This window comes from Nonomuraea coxensis DSM 45129, from assembly GCF_019397265.1.
In the GTDB taxonomy this organism is placed as follows: Bacteria; Actinomycetota; Actinomycetes; order Streptosporangiales; family Streptosporangiaceae; genus Nonomuraea; species Nonomuraea coxensis.
In genome coordinates this window covers 4,156,356-4,174,030 of record NZ_CP068985.1, presented here as the reverse complement: position 1 = coordinate 4,174,030, position 17,675 = coordinate 4,156,356, and the positions used below count along the sequence as shown (strand labels likewise).

17 protein-coding genes are annotated in these 17,675 nt (G+C 74.5%); 4 read left to right on the top strand and 13 right to left on the bottom strand.

The annotated features are described in order from the left end of the window. Positions 1 to 13: 13 nt before the first annotated feature. Positions 14 to 946 carry an alpha/beta hydrolase gene (locus Nocox_RS19560; protein ID WP_020539705.1) on the bottom strand — a complete coding sequence of 311 codons (933 nt, stop codon included), beginning with the start codon at positions 944 to 946 and terminating at the stop codon, positions 14 to 16. Between the two features lie 78 nt (positions 947 to 1,024). Between Nocox_RS19560 and Nocox_RS19555 the strand changes: the two genes are divergently transcribed. Further along, positions 1,025 to 1,594 carry a TetR/AcrR family transcriptional regulator gene (locus Nocox_RS19555; RefSeq protein ID WP_020539706.1) on the top strand — a complete coding sequence of 190 codons (570 nt, stop codon included), beginning with the start codon at positions 1,025 to 1,027 and terminating at the stop codon, positions 1,592 to 1,594. A gap of 185 nt (positions 1,595 to 1,779) precedes the next feature. On the opposite strand, the gene Nocox_RS19550 is transcribed toward Nocox_RS19555, so the two are convergent. Continuing rightward, a complete protein-coding gene (locus Nocox_RS19550; RefSeq protein WP_020539708.1) occupies positions 1,780 to 2,220 on the bottom strand; it encodes a MarR family winged helix-turn-helix transcriptional regulator in 441 nt (146 codons plus the stop codon). Between the two features lie 95 nt (positions 2,221 to 2,315). Here Nocox_RS19550 and Nocox_RS19545 point away from each other — a divergent pair, with 95 nt between their 5' ends. Beyond that, positions 2,316 to 3,197 (top strand): alpha/beta hydrolase, encoded by an 882-nt coding sequence (locus tag Nocox_RS19545; RefSeq protein ID WP_020539709.1) that lies wholly within the window; start codon positions 2,316 to 2,318, stop codon positions 3,195 to 3,197. A gap of 20 nt (positions 3,198 to 3,217) precedes the next feature. On the opposite strand, the gene Nocox_RS19540 is transcribed toward Nocox_RS19545, so the two are convergent. Further along, entirely contained in the window at positions 3,218 to 3,967 is a 750-nt protein-coding gene (locus tag Nocox_RS19540) for a TetR/AcrR family transcriptional regulator (RefSeq protein ID WP_020539710.1), read from the bottom strand. 84 nt (positions 3,968 to 4,051) lie between these two features. Between Nocox_RS19540 and Nocox_RS19535 the strand changes: the two genes are divergently transcribed. Continuing rightward, entirely contained in the window at positions 4,052 to 4,972 is a 921-nt protein-coding gene (locus Nocox_RS19535; protein ID WP_020539711.1) for an NmrA family NAD(P)-binding protein, read from the top strand. 216 nt (positions 4,973 to 5,188) lie between these two features. On the opposite strand, the gene Nocox_RS19530 is transcribed toward Nocox_RS19535, so the two are convergent. After that, positions 5,189 to 6,037: a helix-turn-helix transcriptional regulator gene (locus Nocox_RS19530; protein WP_020539712.1), complete on the bottom strand. Its 849-nt coding sequence runs from the start codon at positions 6,035 to 6,037 to the stop codon at positions 5,189 to 5,191. A 143-nt stretch (positions 6,038 to 6,180) separates the two neighbouring features. On the opposite strand from Nocox_RS19530, the gene Nocox_RS19525 reads away from it, so the two are divergent. Beyond that, on the top strand, positions 6,181 to 6,963 hold the full coding sequence (locus tag Nocox_RS19525; RefSeq protein WP_020539713.1) for an NAD(P)H-dependent oxidoreductase: 783 nt from the start codon (positions 6,181 to 6,183) through the stop codon (positions 6,961 to 6,963). On the opposite strand, the gene Nocox_RS19520 is transcribed toward Nocox_RS19525, so the two are convergent. From Nocox_RS19520 to Nocox_RS19480, 9 genes are read right to left on the bottom strand one after another with little or no spacing between them, the layout of a single operon-like run. Beyond that, positions 6,879 to 8,609: a dipeptide ABC transporter ATP-binding protein gene (locus Nocox_RS19520; RefSeq protein ID WP_020539714.1), complete on the bottom strand. Its 1,731-nt coding sequence runs from the start codon at positions 8,607 to 8,609 to the stop codon at positions 6,879 to 6,881. The two genes, Nocox_RS19525 and Nocox_RS19520, sit on opposite strands and share 85 nt — an antisense overlap. Then, positions 8,606 to 9,487: an ABC transporter permease gene (locus Nocox_RS19515; protein WP_020539715.1), complete on the bottom strand. Its 882-nt coding sequence runs from the start codon at positions 9,485 to 9,487 to the stop codon at positions 8,606 to 8,608. The genes Nocox_RS19520 and Nocox_RS19515 overlap by 4 nt, the downstream gene beginning before the upstream one ends. After that, positions 9,484 to 10,389, bottom strand: coding sequence for an ABC transporter permease (locus Nocox_RS19510; protein ID WP_020539716.1), 906 nt, complete (start codon positions 10,387 to 10,389; stop codon positions 9,484 to 9,486). Before Nocox_RS19510 ends, Nocox_RS19515 begins: the two co-directional genes overlap by 4 nt. Beyond that, a complete protein-coding gene (locus Nocox_RS19505) occupies positions 10,386 to 12,011 on the bottom strand; it encodes an ABC transporter substrate-binding protein (protein ID WP_246649819.1) in 1,626 nt (541 codons plus the stop codon). Before Nocox_RS19505 ends, Nocox_RS19510 begins: the two co-directional genes overlap by 4 nt. Before the next feature lie 32 nt (positions 12,012 to 12,043). Continuing rightward, entirely contained in the window at positions 12,044 to 13,186 is a 1,143-nt protein-coding gene (locus Nocox_RS19500) for an LLM class flavin-dependent oxidoreductase (RefSeq protein ID WP_020539718.1), read from the bottom strand. After that, positions 13,183 to 14,268, bottom strand: coding sequence for an LLM class flavin-dependent oxidoreductase (locus Nocox_RS19495; protein ID WP_033407452.1), 1,086 nt, complete (start codon positions 14,266 to 14,268; stop codon positions 13,183 to 13,185). The genes Nocox_RS19500 and Nocox_RS19495 overlap by 4 nt, the downstream gene beginning before the upstream one ends. Then, a complete protein-coding gene (locus Nocox_RS19490; protein WP_020539720.1) occupies positions 14,265 to 15,431 on the bottom strand; it encodes an LLM class flavin-dependent oxidoreductase in 1,167 nt (388 codons plus the stop codon). Before Nocox_RS19490 ends, Nocox_RS19495 begins: the two co-directional genes overlap by 4 nt. After that, positions 15,428 to 16,750: an NtaA/DmoA family FMN-dependent monooxygenase gene (locus tag Nocox_RS19485; RefSeq protein WP_033407455.1), complete on the bottom strand. Its 1,323-nt coding sequence runs from the start codon at positions 16,748 to 16,750 to the stop codon at positions 15,428 to 15,430. Before Nocox_RS19485 ends, Nocox_RS19490 begins: the two co-directional genes overlap by 4 nt. After that, the gene (locus Nocox_RS19480; RefSeq protein WP_020539722.1) at positions 16,747 to 17,661 is read right to left on the bottom strand and encodes a glutathione S-transferase C-terminal domain-containing protein; all 915 of its coding nucleotides are present in this window, start codon (positions 17,659 to 17,661) and stop codon (positions 16,747 to 16,749) included. The genes Nocox_RS19485 and Nocox_RS19480 overlap by 4 nt, the downstream gene beginning before the upstream one ends. Positions 17,662 to 17,675: the final 14 nt, after the last annotated feature.

Below are 17,675 nucleotides of genomic sequence, written 5' to 3'. Positions count from 1 at the left end.
CCGCCGCCGCCGGTCAGAGGTGGGCGGCGAGGAAGCCGAGGATCTCGGCCCGCGCAGCCTCGGCCTGGGGCACCAGGCCCGGCATGCTGAGGAAGGCGTGACCCGCGCCGGCGTACTCGGTGAGCCGCGCTGACGTGCCGGCCGCGCGCAGCCGTTCGGCGTAGCGGCGGCCGTGATCGGCGATCGGGTCCTCGGCCGGCACCACGAGGAGCGCGGGCGCCAGCCCGCCCAGTTCGTCCGCGTGCAGCGGCGAGAGGGCGCGGGCGTCGGTCCCCGGCTGCACGGCGAGCCGCCGGAAGAGCCGCAACTGCGGCATGGACAGTGCCGGGCTGTCGGCGTACCTGGCGGCCGAGGGATGGTCGAACATCGCCCCGGTCACGTCGGCCGCGGTGTTGACCAGCACCTGCGCCCGCAGGGCGAGACCGGCCTCCCTGGCCCGGATCGCCGCCAGTGCGCTGATCAGCCCGCCGCAGCTCTCGCCGAAGACGGCGGCCCGCGCCGGGTCGACACCCCACCGCGCGGCGTGCTCCACCACGTGCCTGAGGACGTCCCAGCCGTCGTCGGCCGCCGCCGTCAGCGGGGTCCCCGGAGCGAGGAGGCGGTGCTCGACCGAGACGACGACGGCGGGCAGCCGTACGGCGAGATGGCTGGTCACCCAGTCGCTCTGCGTCGCCGTGCCGACGAAGCCGCCCCCGTGCACGTGCAGCACGAGCGGCAGGTCCGGGCCGCCGCCGTCGGGCCGGTGCACCCGTACGGGGACCTCGCGGCCGGGCAGGGACACCTGCCGCCAGCCGATCGAGGCGCCCGGCTCCGGGTCGCCGGTGACCCTGCGGGCCGCGGCGGACGCCCGGAACCGGTTCTCCGCCTCGCGGAAGGCGAGCAGTTCCTCGGCCGTGACCGTGTCCCAGTCCGGCTCCTGCGGACGCATCGCGATGATCTCTTCCATGGCTTCCCCTTTGCCTGCGCTAGTTTCGATACCTGAGGTTTCGATACCTAAGGTAGCGCAGAACGGTACCGTAGGGGCATGGCCTCCACCACCTCAGCCCGGCCGCCCGGCCGGCCCCGCGCCGGCCTCAACGACGTGGTCTTCGCCGCGACGCTGCGCACGGTCCACGACCTCGGCTACGCGCGCGCCACCGTCGAACGCATCGCCGCCACGGCCGGCGTGGCCAAGACGACGGTCTACCGCCGCTGGCCGTCCAAGGGCGAGCTGATCGTGGACTGCCTCCTGGACGCCTTCGGCCCGGTGCCCCTGGAGGGCGCCGGCCCCGCCGAGCTGATGTCCTCGGCCATCCGCTGGATCGCGGCGAAGATCGGCGAGCCGGGGGTGGGCGACGCCTTCGCGGGCGTGTTCAGCGACGCCGTCAGCGACCCCGGCCTGCGCGAGATCCTGGCCACGCGCCTCCAGGACCCCTACCGGCGCGCGCTCCAGGACGCGCTCGGCGAGCCCGAGAACCGGGTGCTGTTCTTCATCGACGTCGTCGTCGGAGCGCTGCTGCACCGGATGGGCATGACCGGCCGGCCGATGGCGGACGCCGACGTCACCGCCCTGACCGAGATGGTCCTGGCGCACTTCGCCGCCGGCCGGCCCTGAGCGCGCCACCCGGGCCGGAGGTCCCGGTCGCCGGGCGCGGGCTCAGCGTCCGCGGCCGGTCAGGCGGCGCAGGCCGAGGAAGGCGAGCACCAGGGCCACCACGAGGACGATCGGGCCGATGACCGCCCAGGTGGTGACGCCGCGCACGGGACCGCGCCCCGGCCACCCCCGCGCGGCTCATGGCCTCAGGAACGCTGCTCCGCCTCCAGCGCGGCGCGGATCGTGCGCAGGGACGTCGCCAGCTCCTCCAGCGCGCCGGGCGGCAGCAGGCGGGAGGTCCAGCGCTCGATCTCCTCCTCGTACACGGGCCGCGCCCCGGACAGGATCCGCTCGCCGGCCGGGGTGAGTTCGAGGAACGACGAGCGGCCGTCGGCCGGGTTGGCGACGCGGCGGCACCAGCCTGCCGCCTCCAGCCGGTCCACGGCCTTGCTCGCCGCGCCGACCGTGATGGCGACCTCGTGCACGAGGTCGAGCACCCGGCACCCGGGACGCCCGGCGATCACCGTCAGCAGGTCGTACTGGCCCAGCCGGAGGCCGTGCTCGGCCTGGAGCCGGGCGTCCACGGCGTTCCAGAGCCGGGTCTCGACGCGGACGAGGTCCACGAACAGCCGCGCGGTGCGAGCCATGAAGATTCCTTCCCGAACCCGGGAATTAGATTCCCGGGAATCTTGTTGCGACGTGCATTCCAAGGAATCTATCCGAGGGGACCTGGAGGTCACCGATGAGCCGTCAGCAACGCCAAGCCCTGGACGCCCTGCTCCGCGACGCGCCGAAGAGCCCTGACGCCACCGTGGAGGAGGCGCGGGCGGGCTTCGACCAGATGTTCCAGGCGCCGGCGCCGGAGGGGGTGACCGTCCGGGACACCACTCTCGGCGGCCGTCCCGCGCTCGAACTCGACACCGGCGACCCGGCCGCCGCCGTGCTGCTCTACCTGCACGGCGGCGGGTACGTGGTCGGCTCGCCGCGCACCCATCTCGCCCTCGCGGGTGAGCTGGCGCGCCGCGCCCGTACCCGGGTGGTCTCGCCCGACTACCGGCTCGCCCCCGAGCACCCGTTCCCGGCGGCGGTCGAGGACGGCCTGGCCGCCTACCGCGAACTGCTCGCCCTGAGCGGGAGCCCGGCCCGCGTCGCCCTGGCCGGGGACTCCGCGGGGGGCGGGCTGGCGATCGCGACGCTGCTGGCGGCGCGCGAGGAAGGGCTGCCCATGCCGGCGGCGGTCGTGATGTTCTCCCCGTGGACCGACCTGACGTTCACCGGCGCGAGCATCGACACCAAGCACGGGATCGACCCCATCTTCGTCCGGTCCGACCTGGAGGTATATCGCACGCACTACCTGGGACGGCAGGACCCGTCCACTCCGACGGCCAGCCCCGCGCTGGCCGACCTCACGGGGCTGCCGCCCCTGCTCGTCCAGGCGGGCTCGAACGAGCTCCTGCTGGATGACGCGGTGCTCCTCGCCGCCCGCGCCGCCGCGGCCGACGTGGACGTGACGCTCCAGGTCTGGGGCGGGCTGCCGCACGTCTTCCAGCACCACACGGCGCTCGTCGAGGAGGCGGGGCAGGCCCTCGACGACGCGGCGCGCTTCCTTTCCCGCCACATGTGAGCCGGAGCGGCGGGGTCCGTTCAGCCCCGCCCGGCGCGGCGGCGACGGTGGGCGCGCTGCCGGCAGGCGGGACCGCAGTAGCGGGCCGGTCGGCCGGTGGCGCGCACCCGGAGCACCGCGCCGCACTCCGCGCAGTGCCGTGGCACGGTGGTTCCGTGACGCGCGAGCGCGCCCGTGCCGTCACGGAACGACCCAGGTTCCGTGACGGCACGGGCGCGCAGGCCGTCGAGCAGCAGCCGCACCACCTGGGAGCCGCGGGCCTCGTCGCGGTGGGCCGAGCGCAGGGTGACGCCGCCTGCGGCGAGCGCCGCGAGGTCGTCCGCCCGCACGTCGGCGCGGATCGCACCGGCCTGTCTCGCCTCGCGCAGCAGCCGCTCCAGCGCCTCGTGGAAGCGCCGGGTCCCCCTTGCGAGGCCGGCGCGCGGCCAGCTGCGGTCCCCGGTCAGCGCGTCGCAGACGTGCCGGCGGCCCGCCGACCGCTCGATCGCCTCCAGCAGGAACCCGAACAGCGCGTCGCCGGGCGCGGCGCGGGCCCGCCAGCGGGCGGCGGCGGCCACCATGTCCTCGACGTGCTCGGCGAGCACGGCCTCGATGAGGATCTCCTTGCTCGGGAAGTGCCGGTAGACGGTCCCGGCCCCCACCCCGGCGCGCTGCGCGATGCGGCCGAGCGACGCGCCGGTCCCCTCCTCGGTGAAGACCCGCGCCGCCGTACGGAGCACGAGCTCGCGGTTGCGGCGGGCGTCGGCACGCCCGTCGGGTGTTGTCGTCACGTCACGAAATCCTTGTCTGCGGCGGCGAAACGGGTGGAGCATTCCGGACCACGCCAGTATCCCGCGTCCTAAGGAAAGGGCACCATGACCACCGCTGCACCGCACACCACCGACGCCCCCATCCTCGTCACCGGAGCCACCGGCAAACAGGGCGGCGTCACCGCGCGCCGCCTGCTCGCCGGCGGCCGGCACGTGCGCGCGCTGGTGCGCGACCTGACCGCGCCCGCCGCCGCCGGGCTGGCCGCCGCGGGCGCCGAGCTCGTACGCGGTGATCTCGACGATCCGGCGAGTCTGCCGCCCGCGTTCGACGGCGTGGCCGCCGTGTTCGGCGTGCCGCCGGTGGCCTGGGGGCCGGACGGGCTGGACACGGACCTCGAGGTGGCCCGCGGCCGGGCGCTGATCGACGCGGCGGTCGGCGCGGGGATCGAGCAGGTCGTGTTCAGCACCGTCGCCTCGGCGTCGGCCGCGTCGCGGGGGTCGGCGGGCAAGGCGCTGATCGAGGAGTACCTGCGCGAGCGCGTCGCGCTGCCCACCGTCCTGCGCCCGGTCCGGTTCATGACGAACTATCTCGCCTCCGGGATCGCCGGGATCGACGGCATCTCCGGAGGTGTCCACCGGCACCTCTTCCGGCCGGACGAGCCCATGCAGGTCATCGCGCTGGAGGACGTCGCCGAGTTCGCCGCGCTCGCGTTCGCCGACCCCGCCCGGTTCGCCGGACGGACCCTCGAACTGGCGGGCGACGATCCCACCCCGGTGGCGGCCGCCGCCGCGATCAGCGAGGCCACCGGCATCCCCATCCGCTACGAGCGGCTCACCGCCGACGAGCTCGCCCGGCTCGGCCCGGACATCGCCGACACCGCCAGGCGCTGGCAGGCCGGCCACCGCTGGCACGCCGACCTCGAGGCGCTGCGCGTCATCCATCCGGGGCTGCGCACCCTCGCCGACTGGCTCGCCGAGTCCGGCGCCGCCGCGATCCGCGCCCGCCTCACCCGCACCCCGGCCTGAGCCGGCGTCCGCCCGAGCGGGCTCTCACACGTCGAGCACCCAGGACGGAGACCGGCTCGTCGCGCTCCAGCCCGCCGGTGCGCGGCGCGGCGCGCGATGCCGGGTGACGCCCCGGTCCCCTCCTCGGTGAAGACCCGGGCCGCCGTGTCTGCGGCGGCGAACCGGGTGGGGCATCCCGGACCCCGCCGGTGTCCGGCCCCAACGGCTTCCCGGGGCTCACGGCACGCGCGTCGCCGGCGGGCCTTCCACCGTGGGACGTCCGTCCCCGCTGAACGCGCCCAGCAGGCGCAGTCCGTCCTCGGCGGGGCTCCCGGGCGCCGCGGACAGCACCAGCAGCTCCATGCCCGACTCATCAGGAAGTGCGAAGTTCTCCTGGTGCAGTTCCAGCAGTCCGACCAGCGGGTGCCGGTACGCCTTGCGTCCATGTGCGCGGGCGCGCACGTCCGCTCGGGCCCAGAGGCGGCGGAAGCGCTCGCTGCCCATCGCGAGCTCGCCGACAAGTGAGGCCAGGCGCGGGTCGTCGGGGTATTTCCCGGCCGCCAGGCGCAGGTGCCCGACCACGTCGAGGGTGCATTTCTCCCACTCGGCGTACAGGCCGCGCTCGGCCTCCTCGAGGAAGATGTGCCGGGCGGTGTTCAGGCCCGGCATCTCCCGGCCGTAGAGGAGCCCGGCGAGGCGGTTCCCGGCGACCACGTCCATCCGGTGGTCCATGATCAGGGCGGGCGCGTCGGTGACCAGGTCGAGCACGCGCAGCAGCTCCGGCCGAGGGCGCCCGCCGGGCGGCTTCGCGCGGCGGCGGCGCTGCCGGGCCAGCCGGTACAGGTGCCCGCGTTCGGTGTCGTCGAGGCCGAGGACGCGGGCGAGCGCGTCGAGGACCTGGTCGGACGGCTGGGTGGCGCGGCCCTGCTCCAGGCGTACGTAGTAGTCGACGCTGACTCCGGACAGGTGCGCGACCTCTTCGCGGCGCAGCCCTTCGACGCGGCGGCGGCTGTCGGTGGGGACGCCGGCGGCGGAAGGGTCGACCCGGGAGCGCCGGGTGCGCAGGAAGCCCGCGAGATCGTCCATGCCCCCAATATGGCGCCATAGAGGCAGATGAAGGTGGTCCTGCCAATACCAGGAAGTGCCGTCCGATGGAAGAGGCGCCCCTGAACGACGCGGCCTCGCCGGCGAATCATCTGTGGCGACACACCTTGTTGAAGGGAACAGCCATGAAGACGCTCATCGTCCACGCCCACCCCGAGCCGCGTTCGCTGAACGGCTCTCTGAAGGACCTCGCCGTGTCCACTCTCGAAGCCGCCGGGCACGAGGTGCGGGTGAGCGACCTGTACGCGATGAACTGGAAGGCCGTGGTGGACGCCGCGGACTTCGGCGGGCACGCCACGAGCCCGCTGCGGGTGATACCGAGTTCGGCCGGGGCGTTCGACGCCGGCGCGCTCACTCCCGACGTGGCGGCCGAGCAGGAGAAGCTGCTGTGGGCGGACACGGTGGTCTTCCAGTTCCCGATGTGGTGGTACACGATGCCGGCGATCCTCAAGGGCTGGGTGGACCGGGTGTTCTCCTTCCATTTCGCGTACGGGGTCGGCGTGCACGACGAGACCCGGTACGGCGAGCGTTTCGGCGAGGGGACGCTGCGCGGGCGGCGGGCGGTCCTGTCGGTGACCGTCGGCGGCCCGGAGTCCCACTACACCGATCGCGGGATCAACGGCCCGATCGAGGACCTGCTGTTCCCGATCCACCACGGGATCCTGTACTACCCGGGCATGGAGGTGCTGCCGCCGTTCGTGCTGTACGGCACCGACAGGTTGACGCGCGGTGACTTCGAGGACGCCGCGAAGGCGTGGAAGGAGCGGCTGCTGTCGCTGGAGACGACGGAGCCGATCGCGTTCCGGCGCCAGAACTTCGGTGACTACGAGATCCCGTCACTGCGGTTGAAGGAGGGGCTGGAAGCGCCGGGCACCAGAGGTTTCGGCCTGCACGTGCGCAACCGGTGACCCGGTGGCGACCCCGCGGGTGGGTCGTCCCCGACCACACCAGATCCCCGTCCTGCGGAGAGGGACCATGACGGGCGCGGCACCGCCGCGACCAGGGCCCGCGTGTACGGGTGGCGCGGCCGGGCGAAGACGTCCTCGACGTCCCCTTCCTCCACCACCCGGCCGTCCTTCATGACCAGCACCCGGTCCGCGACGTGGTGCACCACTCCCAGGTCGTGGGAGATGAACACCATCGCGGTGCCGTACTCGGCCTGGATGTCGGCGAGCAGGTCGAGCACCTGGGCCTGGACGGAGACGTCCAGGGCGGACACCGGCTCGTCGCACACCAGCACGTCGGGGCGGGGGCCGAGAGCGCGGGCGATGGCGACCCGCTGGCGCTGGCCGCCGGACAGCTCGCGCGGATGGCGGCCGGCCGTCTCCGGCGGCAGGCCGACGCGGTCCAGGAGGTCGAGGACCCGCTCCCGGCGTTCCCTCCCGGGCAGGCGCAGCGGCTCGGCGACGAGCCGGCCGACGGTGTGGCGGGGGTCGAAGGAGTCGAGCGGATTCTGGGAGACGAGCTGGACGCGGTGCCGGAGGGGGCGGCGGGCGCGTTCCGGCAGCCGGCTCCACGGCCGCTGGTGCAGGGTGACGTGGCCGCGCGCGGGTTCGAGCAGGGCGAGGGCGAGGCGGGCCAGCGTGCTCTTCCCGGAGCCCGACTCGCCGACGACGCCGAGCGTCTCCCCCTCGTGGAGGGTGAAGGAGATCTCGTCCACGGCGGGGCGCCGGTCGTAGGAGTGGCTGAGCCCGGTCGCGGCGAGGACCTGCGCGGACAGACCCGGGTCCGGGGCGGGGCGGGCGCGCGGCGTCCCGGTGGTGAGCCGGGTGCCGCGGGAGGCGGCGGAGGGCACGGCGGCCAGCAGCGTCCTGGTGTAGTCGTGCGCGGGCGCGGCGAGCACCTGCCGGGCCGGGCCCTCCTCCACGACGAGGCCGTCCTTCATGACGAGGATGCGGTCGGCGACGGCGGCGACCACGGCCAGGTCGTGGCTGATCAGCAGCAGCGCCGTGCCGGCCGCCTTGCGCTCGGCGAGCAGGCGCAGGATCTGGGCCTGCACGGTGACGTCGAGCGCGGTGGTGGGCTCGTCGGCGATGATCAGGGCGGGGTCGGCGGCGATCGCGGAGGCGATGAGCACGCGCTGCCGCAGCCCGCCGGAGAGCTGGTGGGGATGCTGCCCGGCGCGTAGCGCGGGCTCGGGCACGCCCACGGCGTCGAGCAGCTCCAGCACGCGGGCGGCGCGGCCGGCGCGGGGCACGACGTCGTGGACGGCGAGCACCTCGGCGATCTCGGCCGCCGCGGTGCGCAGCGGGTCGAGGGAGACCAGCGCGTCCTGCAGGACGAGCCCGGCGAACCCGCCGCGCAGCCGCCGCCAGTCGGCCGGGGTGAAGGCGAGCGCGTCGCGCCCGGCCACGCGGAACGCGGCGGCGCGCACGGTGGAGCCCGGCCCGGCCAGGCCGAGCAGCGTACGGGCGGTGACGCTCTTGCCGGAGCCGGACTCCCCGACGATCGCCACGCACTCGCCCGGCTCCACGGACAGGGAGACGCCGCGGACGACCTCCGTCCGGCCGAAGCCCACGCGCAGATCCCGCACGTCCACCAGCGGCGGCGTCATGGGGTCCTCCCTTCGAAACGGCGCTGCAGGCGGCGCCCGGCGACGGTCAGGCAGACGACGGTGAGCGTGATCGCCAGGCCGGGGAAGACGGCCTCCCACCAGGCGACCCGCAGGTAGTTGCGGGCTTCGGAGAGCATCGCGCCCCACTCGGCGGCGGGCGGCTGCGGCCCCATGCCGAGGAAGCTGAGACCGGAGCCGGCGATGATCGCCGTGCCGAGGCCGATCGTGGCCAGCACGGGGATGGGGCCGAGCACGTTGGGCAGCACGTGCCCGGCGATGATCGCGGGGCGGGGGCGGCCGAAGGTCACAGCCTGCTCGACGTAGCCGGAGCGGCGGACGACGAAGGTCTGGGCGCGGATCACGCGGGCGTAGGTGGGGACCTGGGCGACGGCGATGGCCAGGATGACGTTGCCCGTCCCGGGGCCGGTGATCGCCACGACGAGCAGCGCGAGCAGCAGCTCCGGCAGCGTGGACAGCACGTCGAACGCGCGGGTCAGCGCCTCCTCCAGCCATCTCGGCGACAGCCCGGCGGCCAGGCCGAGCAGCACGCCGCCGGTGACGGCGAGCGCGGTGGCGGCCACGCCGATGCTGATGGAGTGCCGGGCGCCGTGGACGACCCTGGCCAGCACGTCGCGGCCGAGGTGGTCGGTGCCGAGCCAGTGGGCGCCCCCGGGCGGGGCGAGCGCGGCCGTCGGGTCGGCGGCCAGCGGGTCGGCCGCGGCGAGCAGCCCGGGCGCGGCCACGGCCACGGCGAGCAGGACCAGGAACGCCCCCGGCAGCAGCATCGCGGCGGTCGGCCGGGCCCTCAGGGGCGGCGCGTTCCGGGCGAGCGCGGCCATGTCCGGACCCCCAGGGGTGTCCCGGGCGAGCGCGGTCATGTCCGGATCCTCGGGTCGATGGCGCGGTAGGCCAGGTCGAGCAGGGTGCTGATGGCCACGTACACGACGGCCGACAGCAGCACCACGGCCATCACGACGGGCATGTCGCGGCCGGTCACCGCCTGCATGGCGACCTGGCCGAGCCCCGGCCGCCCGAACAGGATCTCGGTGATCACCGCACCGCCCAGCAGGGTGCCGGTGAACCAGCCCGCCAGCGTCACGGCCGGGATGAGCGCGTGCCGCAGGGCGTGCCGGGCGACCAGGGCGCGCTCGGTGAGGCCGCGCGCCCTGGCCGTCACCGCGAAGGGCTGCTCCAGCGCGTGTTCCAGCCCGCCGCGCAGCACCTGGCCGAGCACGCCGGCGATGGGCAGGCCGAGCGCGAGCGCCGGCAGCACCAGCGCGCGCGGCCCCTGCGCCCCCGAGACGGGGAACCAGCCGAGCGTGAAGGAGAACACCGACAGCAGCACGATCCCGATGAGGAACGGCGGCACCGACACCGCCACCAGCTCGGCGGCCGAGGCCACGCCGCGCGCCCACCGGCCCCGGCCGGCCGTGGCGAGCGCGATGACCCCGGCCAGCAGCACCCCGGTGCCCGCCGCGGCGAGCGTGAGCTGCGCGGTGGGCCCCACCTGGCCGGCCAGGATCTCGCCGACGCCGCGCTGCGCCTGGTAGGAGCGGCCGAGGTCGCCGTGCAGCAGCCGCCACAGGTAGGACAGGTACTGGACGATCTCGGGCCGGTCGAGCCCCCACTCGGCGACGATCCGCGCCCGGATCTCCGGGGTGTCGGGGCCGTCGCCGACCAGGATGTCCACGGTGTCGCCCGGCGCCAGCAGCAGGGCGACGTACGAGGCGGTGGCCGCGGCCCAGAGCACCACGAGGCCCGTGCCGAGCCGCCTGATCATGTGCCGATCCGGACGTCGTACGCGCTCGCGGGCGTGCCGGAGGCGGGTTCGAAGCCGAGTCCCTGCACGTCGCGGCTCGCCGCGACCTGGTCGGCGGGCACGTAGATCGGGAACACCACGGCGTGCTCCGCCACGACGGCCCGCTGCGCCCGGGCGTAGAGCTTCTTCCGCGCGGCCTGGTCGGACGACGCCGAGGCGTCCGCCAGCCACTTGTCCACCCGCGGGTCGGCGAAGCGGGTGCGGTTGATGGCGGCCTTGGCCGGCAGGATGAGGTTGAGCGCGGCCCCGGCGTCGGCGTCGCCGCGGGAGTTGCCGAACAGCTCGTACTCGTCCTCGTCCAGGGCCCTCTGGGCGCTGCCCTGGTCGACGATCCGCACCTGGAAGTCGATGCCCGCGTTCTGCTTGACCTGGGCCTGGATCGCCTGGGCGAGGACGTCCCTGCGGTCGCGGACGTACGGCGCGGAGGCGACCTCGCGGACGGTGAGCCGCCTGCCGTCCTTGACGCGGTAGCCCTCGGCGTCGCGCCCGGTCCAGCCTGCGGCGTCGAGCAGGGCGTTGGCCTTGGCGACGTCGCCGCCGAAGGAGTTCTCCAGCGAGGCGTCGTAGAAGGGGCTGCGCCGGCCGACGACGCTCCACGCCCTGGTGGCGGTGCCCCGGTAGACGGAGCGGAGCACGGCGTCGAGGTCCACGGCCTCGCGGAAGGCCTGGCGCACCCGCTTGTCGTCGAAGGGCGGGTGGGAGGTGTTGAAGTAGTAGTAGTAGGCGGTGCCGGAGTTCAGTGACGTGCGCAGCGCCAGGGACGGGTCCTTCTCGATCAGGGCGACCTCGGTGGCGGGCACGCCCTCGATGACCTGCACCTGGCCGGAGGTGAGCGCGCCGACGCGCACGGCGGCCTCGGGCAGGAACCGGTAGGTGAGCTCCGCCAGGTGGGCGGGGCCCTGGTGGGCGGCGCCGGCGGGCGGCCAGCGGTAGGCGGGGTTGCGGCGGTAGTGGATCTCCTGGCCCTGGACGTACCGGTCGAGGATGAACGGCCCGGTCCCGACCAGGTCGGGCCCGCCGAACTTGAGGTCCTTGGCGCTCTTGAGCGACTCCGGCGACACCTGCCCCGCGTACGGCGAGGCGAGGAAGTCGAGGAACAGCCCGTCCGGCTCCTTCAGGGTGATCCTGAGCCGGTACGGCGCCACGACCTCGGCCCGGCCGAAGGACCTGAGCTGGATGGCGGCCACGGCCGGGTTGTAGCCGGGCACGAGGAACTGGTCGAGGTTGGCCTTGACGGAGGCGGCGTCGAACGTCGCGCCGTCGTGGAAGGTGACGTCCTCGCGCAGGTCGAGCGTGTACGTCAGCCCGTCGTCCGACACCGTCCACGAGGTGGCCAGCCAGGGGTGGTAGGTGCCGTCCTCGGCCTTGGAGAGGAGCGCGTCGAACTGGTTGAACACCAGCAGCCGCGTCTTGTTCTGCGACCACTGCTGGGGGTTGAGCGTGATGGGCTGCGTCTCGACGGCCCAGGTGAGCGTGGCGGGCGCGGCCTGCTCAGCGGCCGTCGCGCCGCAGCCGGTCAGGGCCGCCAGCAGGACGGCGGCGGACAGGGCCGCGGGGGCGCGGCGTCTCACGGGGCGTCTCACGGGGCGTCTCACTGGGCGTCTCACTGGGCGTCTCACGGGCGGTTCCAGGCGTCGGCGAGCAGCTCGTACGAGCGCACGCGGTCTTCGTGGTCATGGGTGATGGTGGTGACGAGCAGCTCGTCGGCCCCGGTGACCCGGCGCAGCACGCGCAGCCCCTCGGCCACCTGCCGGGGCGAGCCGACGAACCGGGTGTCGATCCTGTCCTGGACGAGCGCGCGGTCGTCGTCCGTCCAGACGTGGGCGTCGGCCTCGGCCGGGCTCGGGTACGGGATCGCGCCCGCGCCGGTCCTGATGCTGCGCACCCACAGGCCGTAACCCTTGGCCAGCTCGCGCGCCCTGGCCTCGTCCCCGGCGACGACCGCGTCGGCGGAGACCATGACGTACGGCTCGGCCAGCGTGTCCGAGGGCTTGAACGCCTCCCGGTAGGCCGTGACGGCCTCCAGCACGCTGGAAGGGCTGACGTGGTAGTTGGCCGCGAACGGCAGCCCCCGCTCCCCCGCGACCTGGGCGCTCTGCCCGCCGCTGCTGCCGAGGATCCACACCTGGAGGTCGGCGCCCTCGCCGGGCACGGCCCGCACCTCATGGGCGCCGGCCAGGAAGGCGAGCACGTCGTCGATCTGGTCGGCGAAGTCCGGCGTGCGGGCGCCCGGCTGCTGCAGCAGTGTGACGGCGTGGGCGAGGTGGGGGTGCTGGGCCAGGCGGGAGTAGTCGAACGGCGGCGGGATGAGCAGCCCGTCCACGACCTCGGCGGCGCGCGGCTCCGGCGGCGGGGCGGCGGACTTCCCGGCGGCACGCGACTGCGGCGGCACGCCGGCGCGCGCCTCGGCGGTGAGCTCGGCGCGGCGCTGGCCGGAGCGTCCGATGCCGAGGTCGACGCGGCCGGGGTGCAGCGCGTCGATGAGGCCGAACTGCTCGACGACCGACAGCGGCGTCTGGTGCCCGAGCTGCACGGCCCCCGACCCGACGCGGATGGTGCTCGTGGCCGCGGCCACGAGGGCGATGAGCACGGCCGGGGCGGAACTGGCCACGCCGGGCGCGAAGTGGTGCTCGGCCAGCCAGTAGCGGCGATAGCCGAAGTCCTCCGCGCGCCTGGCCAGGTCGATGGTGTCGCGCAGCGCCCGCGCGACGGTGCCGCCCGACACGACCGGGGCGAGGTCGAGGATGGACAGCGTCATGCGGCACCTCCGGAGGAGACGGCGACCGGAGCGGCGGGCACGTGAACAGCGGCCGGGGCGGCGGGGAACGGCCGGCTGGGGATCTCCGCGCGCAGCACGGGCGCGATCTCGGCCTGGAACAGCTCCAGCGCCCGCCGGTGCTGCGCCTCGGTGAGCCCGTCGGCGTCGGCGTGCAGGTGCATCACCTCGTGGCCGAAGCGCTTGTGGTAGCGCAGCACCTTGTCGACGATCTGCCGCGGGCTGCCGACCAGGATGGAGCCGCGTTCGACGGCGTCCTCCAGGGTGGGGAAGACCACCGGCAGGCCCAGCTTCCGCTGGAACGCCACGCGGGCGTCGAAGACCGGCCGGTAGGTGGCGATGGCCTCCTGTGAGGTGGGGGCCGCGTAGTAGCCGGCGCTGCCGGCTCCCACCAGGGCGTCGGCGGGGTCGTGGCCGTAGCAGGCCCAGCGTTCGCGGTAGTGGTCGATCAGCTCGGCGTACGGCTCGATGGGGTGGGTGACGTTGGCCGAGAACAGCGGGTCGCCGTACCTGGCGGCCAGATCGACCGACTCCTTGCTGGTGGCGCTGCCGTGCCAGACCCTGATCGGCCGCTGCAGCGGGCGGGGCCAGGTCTCGGCGTCGGTGAGCGAGGGGCGGAAGCGGCCCTGCCAGGTGACCTTGTCCTCCCGCCACAGGCGGCGGAACAGCTCGTAGCCCTCCCGGTTGCGCTCCCACTGGTCCTCGGGGGTGACGTGGAACAGCTCGGCCTGGGCGGAGCCGTTGCCCTTGCCGATGATCAGCTCCAGCCGGCCGCCGGACAGGTGGTCGAGCGTGGCGTAGTCCTCGTAGGCGCGTACCGGGTCGAGCAGGCTCAGCGTGGTGACCGCGGTGAACAGCCGGATCCTGGAGGTCAGGGCCGCGATGTGGCTGAGCACGACGGGCGGCGAGGAGGAGATGAACGGCCGCTCGTGCCGCTCCCCCACCCCGAACCCGTCGAAGCCCAGTTCCTCGGCGAGGACCGCGTTGCCGGCGACCTCGCGGAAGCGTTCGGTGGGCGAGCGGTCGTCGTTGTGCACAATCAACGTGATGAGCAGAAATTTCATGACACCTCCGCGTAGCGGTTGGCGGGGCGCGGCAGGCCGAGCAGCCCGCGCAGCGTGGCGGCCTCGTAGGCGTGCCGGAAGGCCCCGCGCCCGCGCAGCTCGGCGGTGAGCCCGCGGGTGATCTGCTCCAGGTCGTACGGCAGCGCGCCCGGCCGCAGCCGGAACCCCTCGATGCCCGCGCGCCGCCACTCCAGCAGCACGTCCGCCAGCTCGGCCGGGGTGCCGGTGAAGATCGCGGCGTCGGAGACGAGCTCGGCCCCGTCCAGCTCGTCGAGGCGCGCCTTGCGCCGGGCCGCGTCCTCGCCCAGGAAGACGACCAGGTCGGCGAAGATCTTGAGGTCCGCGGACAGCTCCCTGACCTCCTCGACGACGGCGCGGGCGTGCTCGGCGGAGCGCGGGGTGACGTAGACCACGTCCGCGGAGGCGGCGGCGAACTCGTAGGGCAGCCGGGAGTGCGCGAGCGCGGTCACCACGGGCTGCCCCTGCGGCGGGCGCGGCGTGATCGACGGCCCCTTGACGGAGAAGTACGGCCCGGCGAAGCCGGCGTAGTGGAGCTTGTCGCGGTCGAGGAAGCGGCCGGTGGCGACGTCGCGGATCTCGGCGTCGTCCTCCCAGCTGTCCCACAGCCGCCGGGCCACCTCCACGGCGTCGGCGGCCTCGGCGAACAGCTCGCGCACGTGCGGGTGGGCGGACAGGTCCGCGCCGCCCGGCCGGTTCAGCACCTCCTCCAGGGGCGGGAACGCGCGGCGGCCGAAGTGCCGTGCCTCGAAGGACCGGGCGGAGATCTGCGGCCGCCAGCCGGCCCGTCCTCCGCTGACGTGGTCGAGGGTGGCGATGCCGATGGCGACGTGGAACGGCTCGGTGTGGGTGGTGGTCGCGGTGGGGACCAGCCCGATGGTGCGGGTGAGCGGGGCCAGCCGGGCGGCGAGCAGCACGGCGTCGAACCGGCCGCGCACCTGGTCGGTACGGTCGTCGGGGCCGTCGGTCAGGGTGGACTGGAGGCCGAGGGCGTCCTCGATGGTGACGAGGTCGAGCAGGCCGCGCTCGGCCTCGGCGACCAGCCCGGCCCAGTAGCGGGCGGAGAAGACGTCGGCCGCGGACTCGCGCCAGGCGGCGGGATGCCAGCCGGCGCCGTCCAGGGCCACGGCGAGGTGCAGGGTCATGTGAGCTCCAGGTGTTCGCGCAGGGTGGAGCCGGTGTAGTGGGTACGGAACGCGCCGCGTTCGCGCAGGATCGGCACCACCCGGTCCACGAAGTCGTCCAGGCCGCCGGGCGTCAGGTGCGGCACGAGGATGAACCCGTCGGCCGCCTCGGCCTGCACGTGCTCGTCGATCCGCCGGGCCACCGACTCCGGCGTGCCGACGAACGTCTGCCGTCCGGTGACCTCGATGACCAGCTCGCGGATCGACAGGTGCTTCTCCTCGGCGAGGGCCCGCCACTTGGCGGCCACGGCGGCGCGGTCCTTGATCGCCACCTGGCCCTGGGAGACGCCCTCGGACAGGTCGGGCTCGACGTCCGGCAGCGGCCCCTCCGGGTCGTACGCCGACATGTCGCGCCCCCACACCTGCTCCAGGAACGCGATCGCGGTCTGCGGCCCGACCTGGGCCCGGCGGACGGCGGCGGCGTTCGCGGCGGCCTCCTCCTCGGTGTCGCCGAGCGCGAACGTCGCCCCCGGCATGATCTTGAGCTGGTCGGGCCGGCGGCCGTAGCGGGACAGCCGGCGCTTGACGTCGGCGTAGAAGCGGCGGCCGTCCTCCAGCGACCCGTGCGGGGTGAAGATCACGTCGGCGTGGGCGGCGGCGAACTCCCTGCCCTCGTCGGAGTCGCCCGCCTGGATGATCACCGGCCGGCCCTGCGGGGAGCGCGGCACGGTGGAGCGGCCCTCGACGTCGAAGTGCTCGCCGTGGAAGCGCACCTCGCCCACGGCGCCCGCGTCACGGAGGAACCGGCCCGCCGCGCGGTCGGCGGCGACGGCGTCCGGCGCCCAGGAGTCCCACAGCTCGCCGGCGAGCCGGACGAACTCGGCGGCCCGCCGGTAGCGGTCGGCCCGGTCGAGGTAGCCGCCGCGGCGGAAGTTCTCGCCGGTGAAGGCGTCGGAGGTGGTGACCACGTTCCAGGCGGCCCGGCCCTCGCTGAGGTGGTCGAGCGTGGCCAGGCGGCGGGCCAGCTCGTACGGCTCGTTGAAGGTGGCGTTGACCGTGCCGGCGAGGCCGAGCCGCTCCGTCACCGCGGCCAGCGCGCTGAGCACGGTGAGCGACTCCGGCCGTCCGGCCACGTCGAGGTCGTGGATGCGCCCCTTCAGCTCGCGCAGCCGCAGCCCTTCGGCGAGGAAGAAGAAGTCGAACGTGCCGCGCTCGGCGGTCCTCGCCAGGTGGGCGAAGGAGGCGAAGTCGATCTGGCTGCCGGAGCGGGGGTCGGCCCAGACGGTGGTGTTGTTGACGCCGGGGAAGTGCGCGGCCAGGTGCACGCGCCTGCGGCTCATCGCCGCCGTCCCTCGGGGGCGTCCCAGGCGGCGGGCAGGCCCTCGGTCGTCTCCCTGAAGGCGGGCAGGCGGTAGAGGTCGCGGGCGTAGGGCCACAGGTGCTCGAAGTCGGACAGCTCGCGCTCGCTGATCAGATGCCCGCGGTTGTGCTCGGCGTCGAACCTGGCCAGCGTCACCCACAGCCGCACGTCGGCCTCGGTGATCGCGTCGCCGGTGAGGTAGCGGCGCTCGGCCAGGCGCTCGTCGAGGCGTTCCAGCGCGGCCACGACGCGGTGGCGCTCCCGCTCGCGCGCGTCCCCGGTGGCGGCGCGGGCCACGCGGGCCACGCCCGCGTTGACGTCGTGGTAGATCCAGGCGTTCAGCGTGTTGATCTCGGGGCGCAGGGCCTCCGGGTAGAGGTCGATCGAGGCGCCGGCCCACCGCTCGAACTGGGTGGCCAGGTCGAGGGTGATGTCGGGGAAGTGGTTGCTGACGATGCGGCCGGTGTGCCGGTCCCACAGGACGGGGACGGAGATGTGGCCGCCGTACCCCTTCTCGGTGACGTCGTAGGCCTGCTCCAGCAGGGTGAAGCCGTTGACCGGGTCGGGGCCGCGGCGCTCGCGGAAGGCCCAGCCGCGGCCGTCGCGCTCGTCGTCCACGTACGACAGGGAGACGACGTCCTCCAGGCCCTTGAGCCTGCGGACGATCGCGGCGCGGTGGGCGTACGGGCAGACCCAGGCGACGTAGAGGTGGTAGCGGCCGGGCTCGGCGCGGAAGCCGCTGGAGCCGTCGGCGGTGACGCGGCTCTGGAAGGGGTAGAGCGGGCGGTTCCAGTCCGGGGAGAGATGCAGGCGGCCGGAGCCGTAGTGGCCGTAGGCGACGTGGTCGACGGGGCTCGCGTACGCCGGCGGACGGGTGCGGACGGTGGTCACGGAAGGCGCTCCAG

What these genes read in the sequence shown, in the direction of transcription:
- Nocox_RS19535 (WP_020539711.1), top strand. Translation starts at nt 4,052, where the DNA reads ATGACCACCGCTGCACCGCACACCACCGACGCCCCCATCCTCGTCACC.
- Nocox_RS19490 (WP_020539720.1), bottom strand. Translation starts at nt 15,431, where the DNA reads ATGACCCTGCACCTCGCCGTGGCCCTGGACGGCGCCGGCTGGCATCCC.
- Nocox_RS19500 (WP_020539718.1), bottom strand. Translation starts at nt 13,186, where the DNA reads ATGACGCTGTCCATCCTCGACCTCGCCCCGGTCGTGTCGGGCGGCACC.
- Nocox_RS19530 (WP_020539712.1), bottom strand. Translation starts at nt 6,037, where the DNA reads ATGGACGATCTCGCGGGCTTCCTGCGCACCCGGCGCTCCCGGGTCGAC.
- Nocox_RS19560 (WP_020539705.1), bottom strand. Translation starts at nt 946, where the DNA reads ATGGAAGAGATCATCGCGATGCGTCCGCAGGAGCCGGACTGGGACACG.
- Nocox_RS19485 (WP_033407455.1), bottom strand. Translation starts at nt 16,750, where the DNA reads ATGAGCCGCAGGCGCGTGCACCTGGCCGCGCACTTCCCCGGCGTCAAC.
- Nocox_RS19545 (WP_020539709.1), top strand. Translation starts at nt 2,316, where the DNA reads ATGAGCCGTCAGCAACGCCAAGCCCTGGACGCCCTGCTCCGCGACGCG.
- Nocox_RS19550 (WP_020539708.1), bottom strand. Translation starts at nt 2,220, where the DNA reads ATGGCTCGCACCGCGCGGCTGTTCGTGGACCTCGTCCGCGTCGAGACC.
- Nocox_RS19555 (WP_020539706.1), top strand. Translation starts at nt 1,025, where the DNA reads ATGGCCTCCACCACCTCAGCCCGGCCGCCCGGCCGGCCCCGCGCCGGC.
- Nocox_RS19515 (WP_020539715.1), bottom strand. Translation starts at nt 9,487, where the DNA reads ATGACCGCGCTCGCCCGGGACACCCCTGGGGGTCCGGACATGGCCGCG.
- Nocox_RS19525 (WP_020539713.1), top strand. Translation starts at nt 6,181, where the DNA reads ATGAAGACGCTCATCGTCCACGCCCACCCCGAGCCGCGTTCGCTGAAC.
- Nocox_RS19510 (WP_020539716.1), bottom strand. Translation starts at nt 10,389, where the DNA reads ATGATCAGGCGGCTCGGCACGGGCCTCGTGGTGCTCTGGGCCGCGGCC.
- Nocox_RS19495 (WP_033407452.1), bottom strand. Translation starts at nt 14,268, where the DNA reads ATGAAATTTCTGCTCATCACGTTGATTGTGCACAACGACGACCGCTCG.
- Nocox_RS19520 (WP_020539714.1), bottom strand. Translation starts at nt 8,609, where the DNA reads ATGACGCCGCCGCTGGTGGACGTGCGGGATCTGCGCGTGGGCTTCGGC.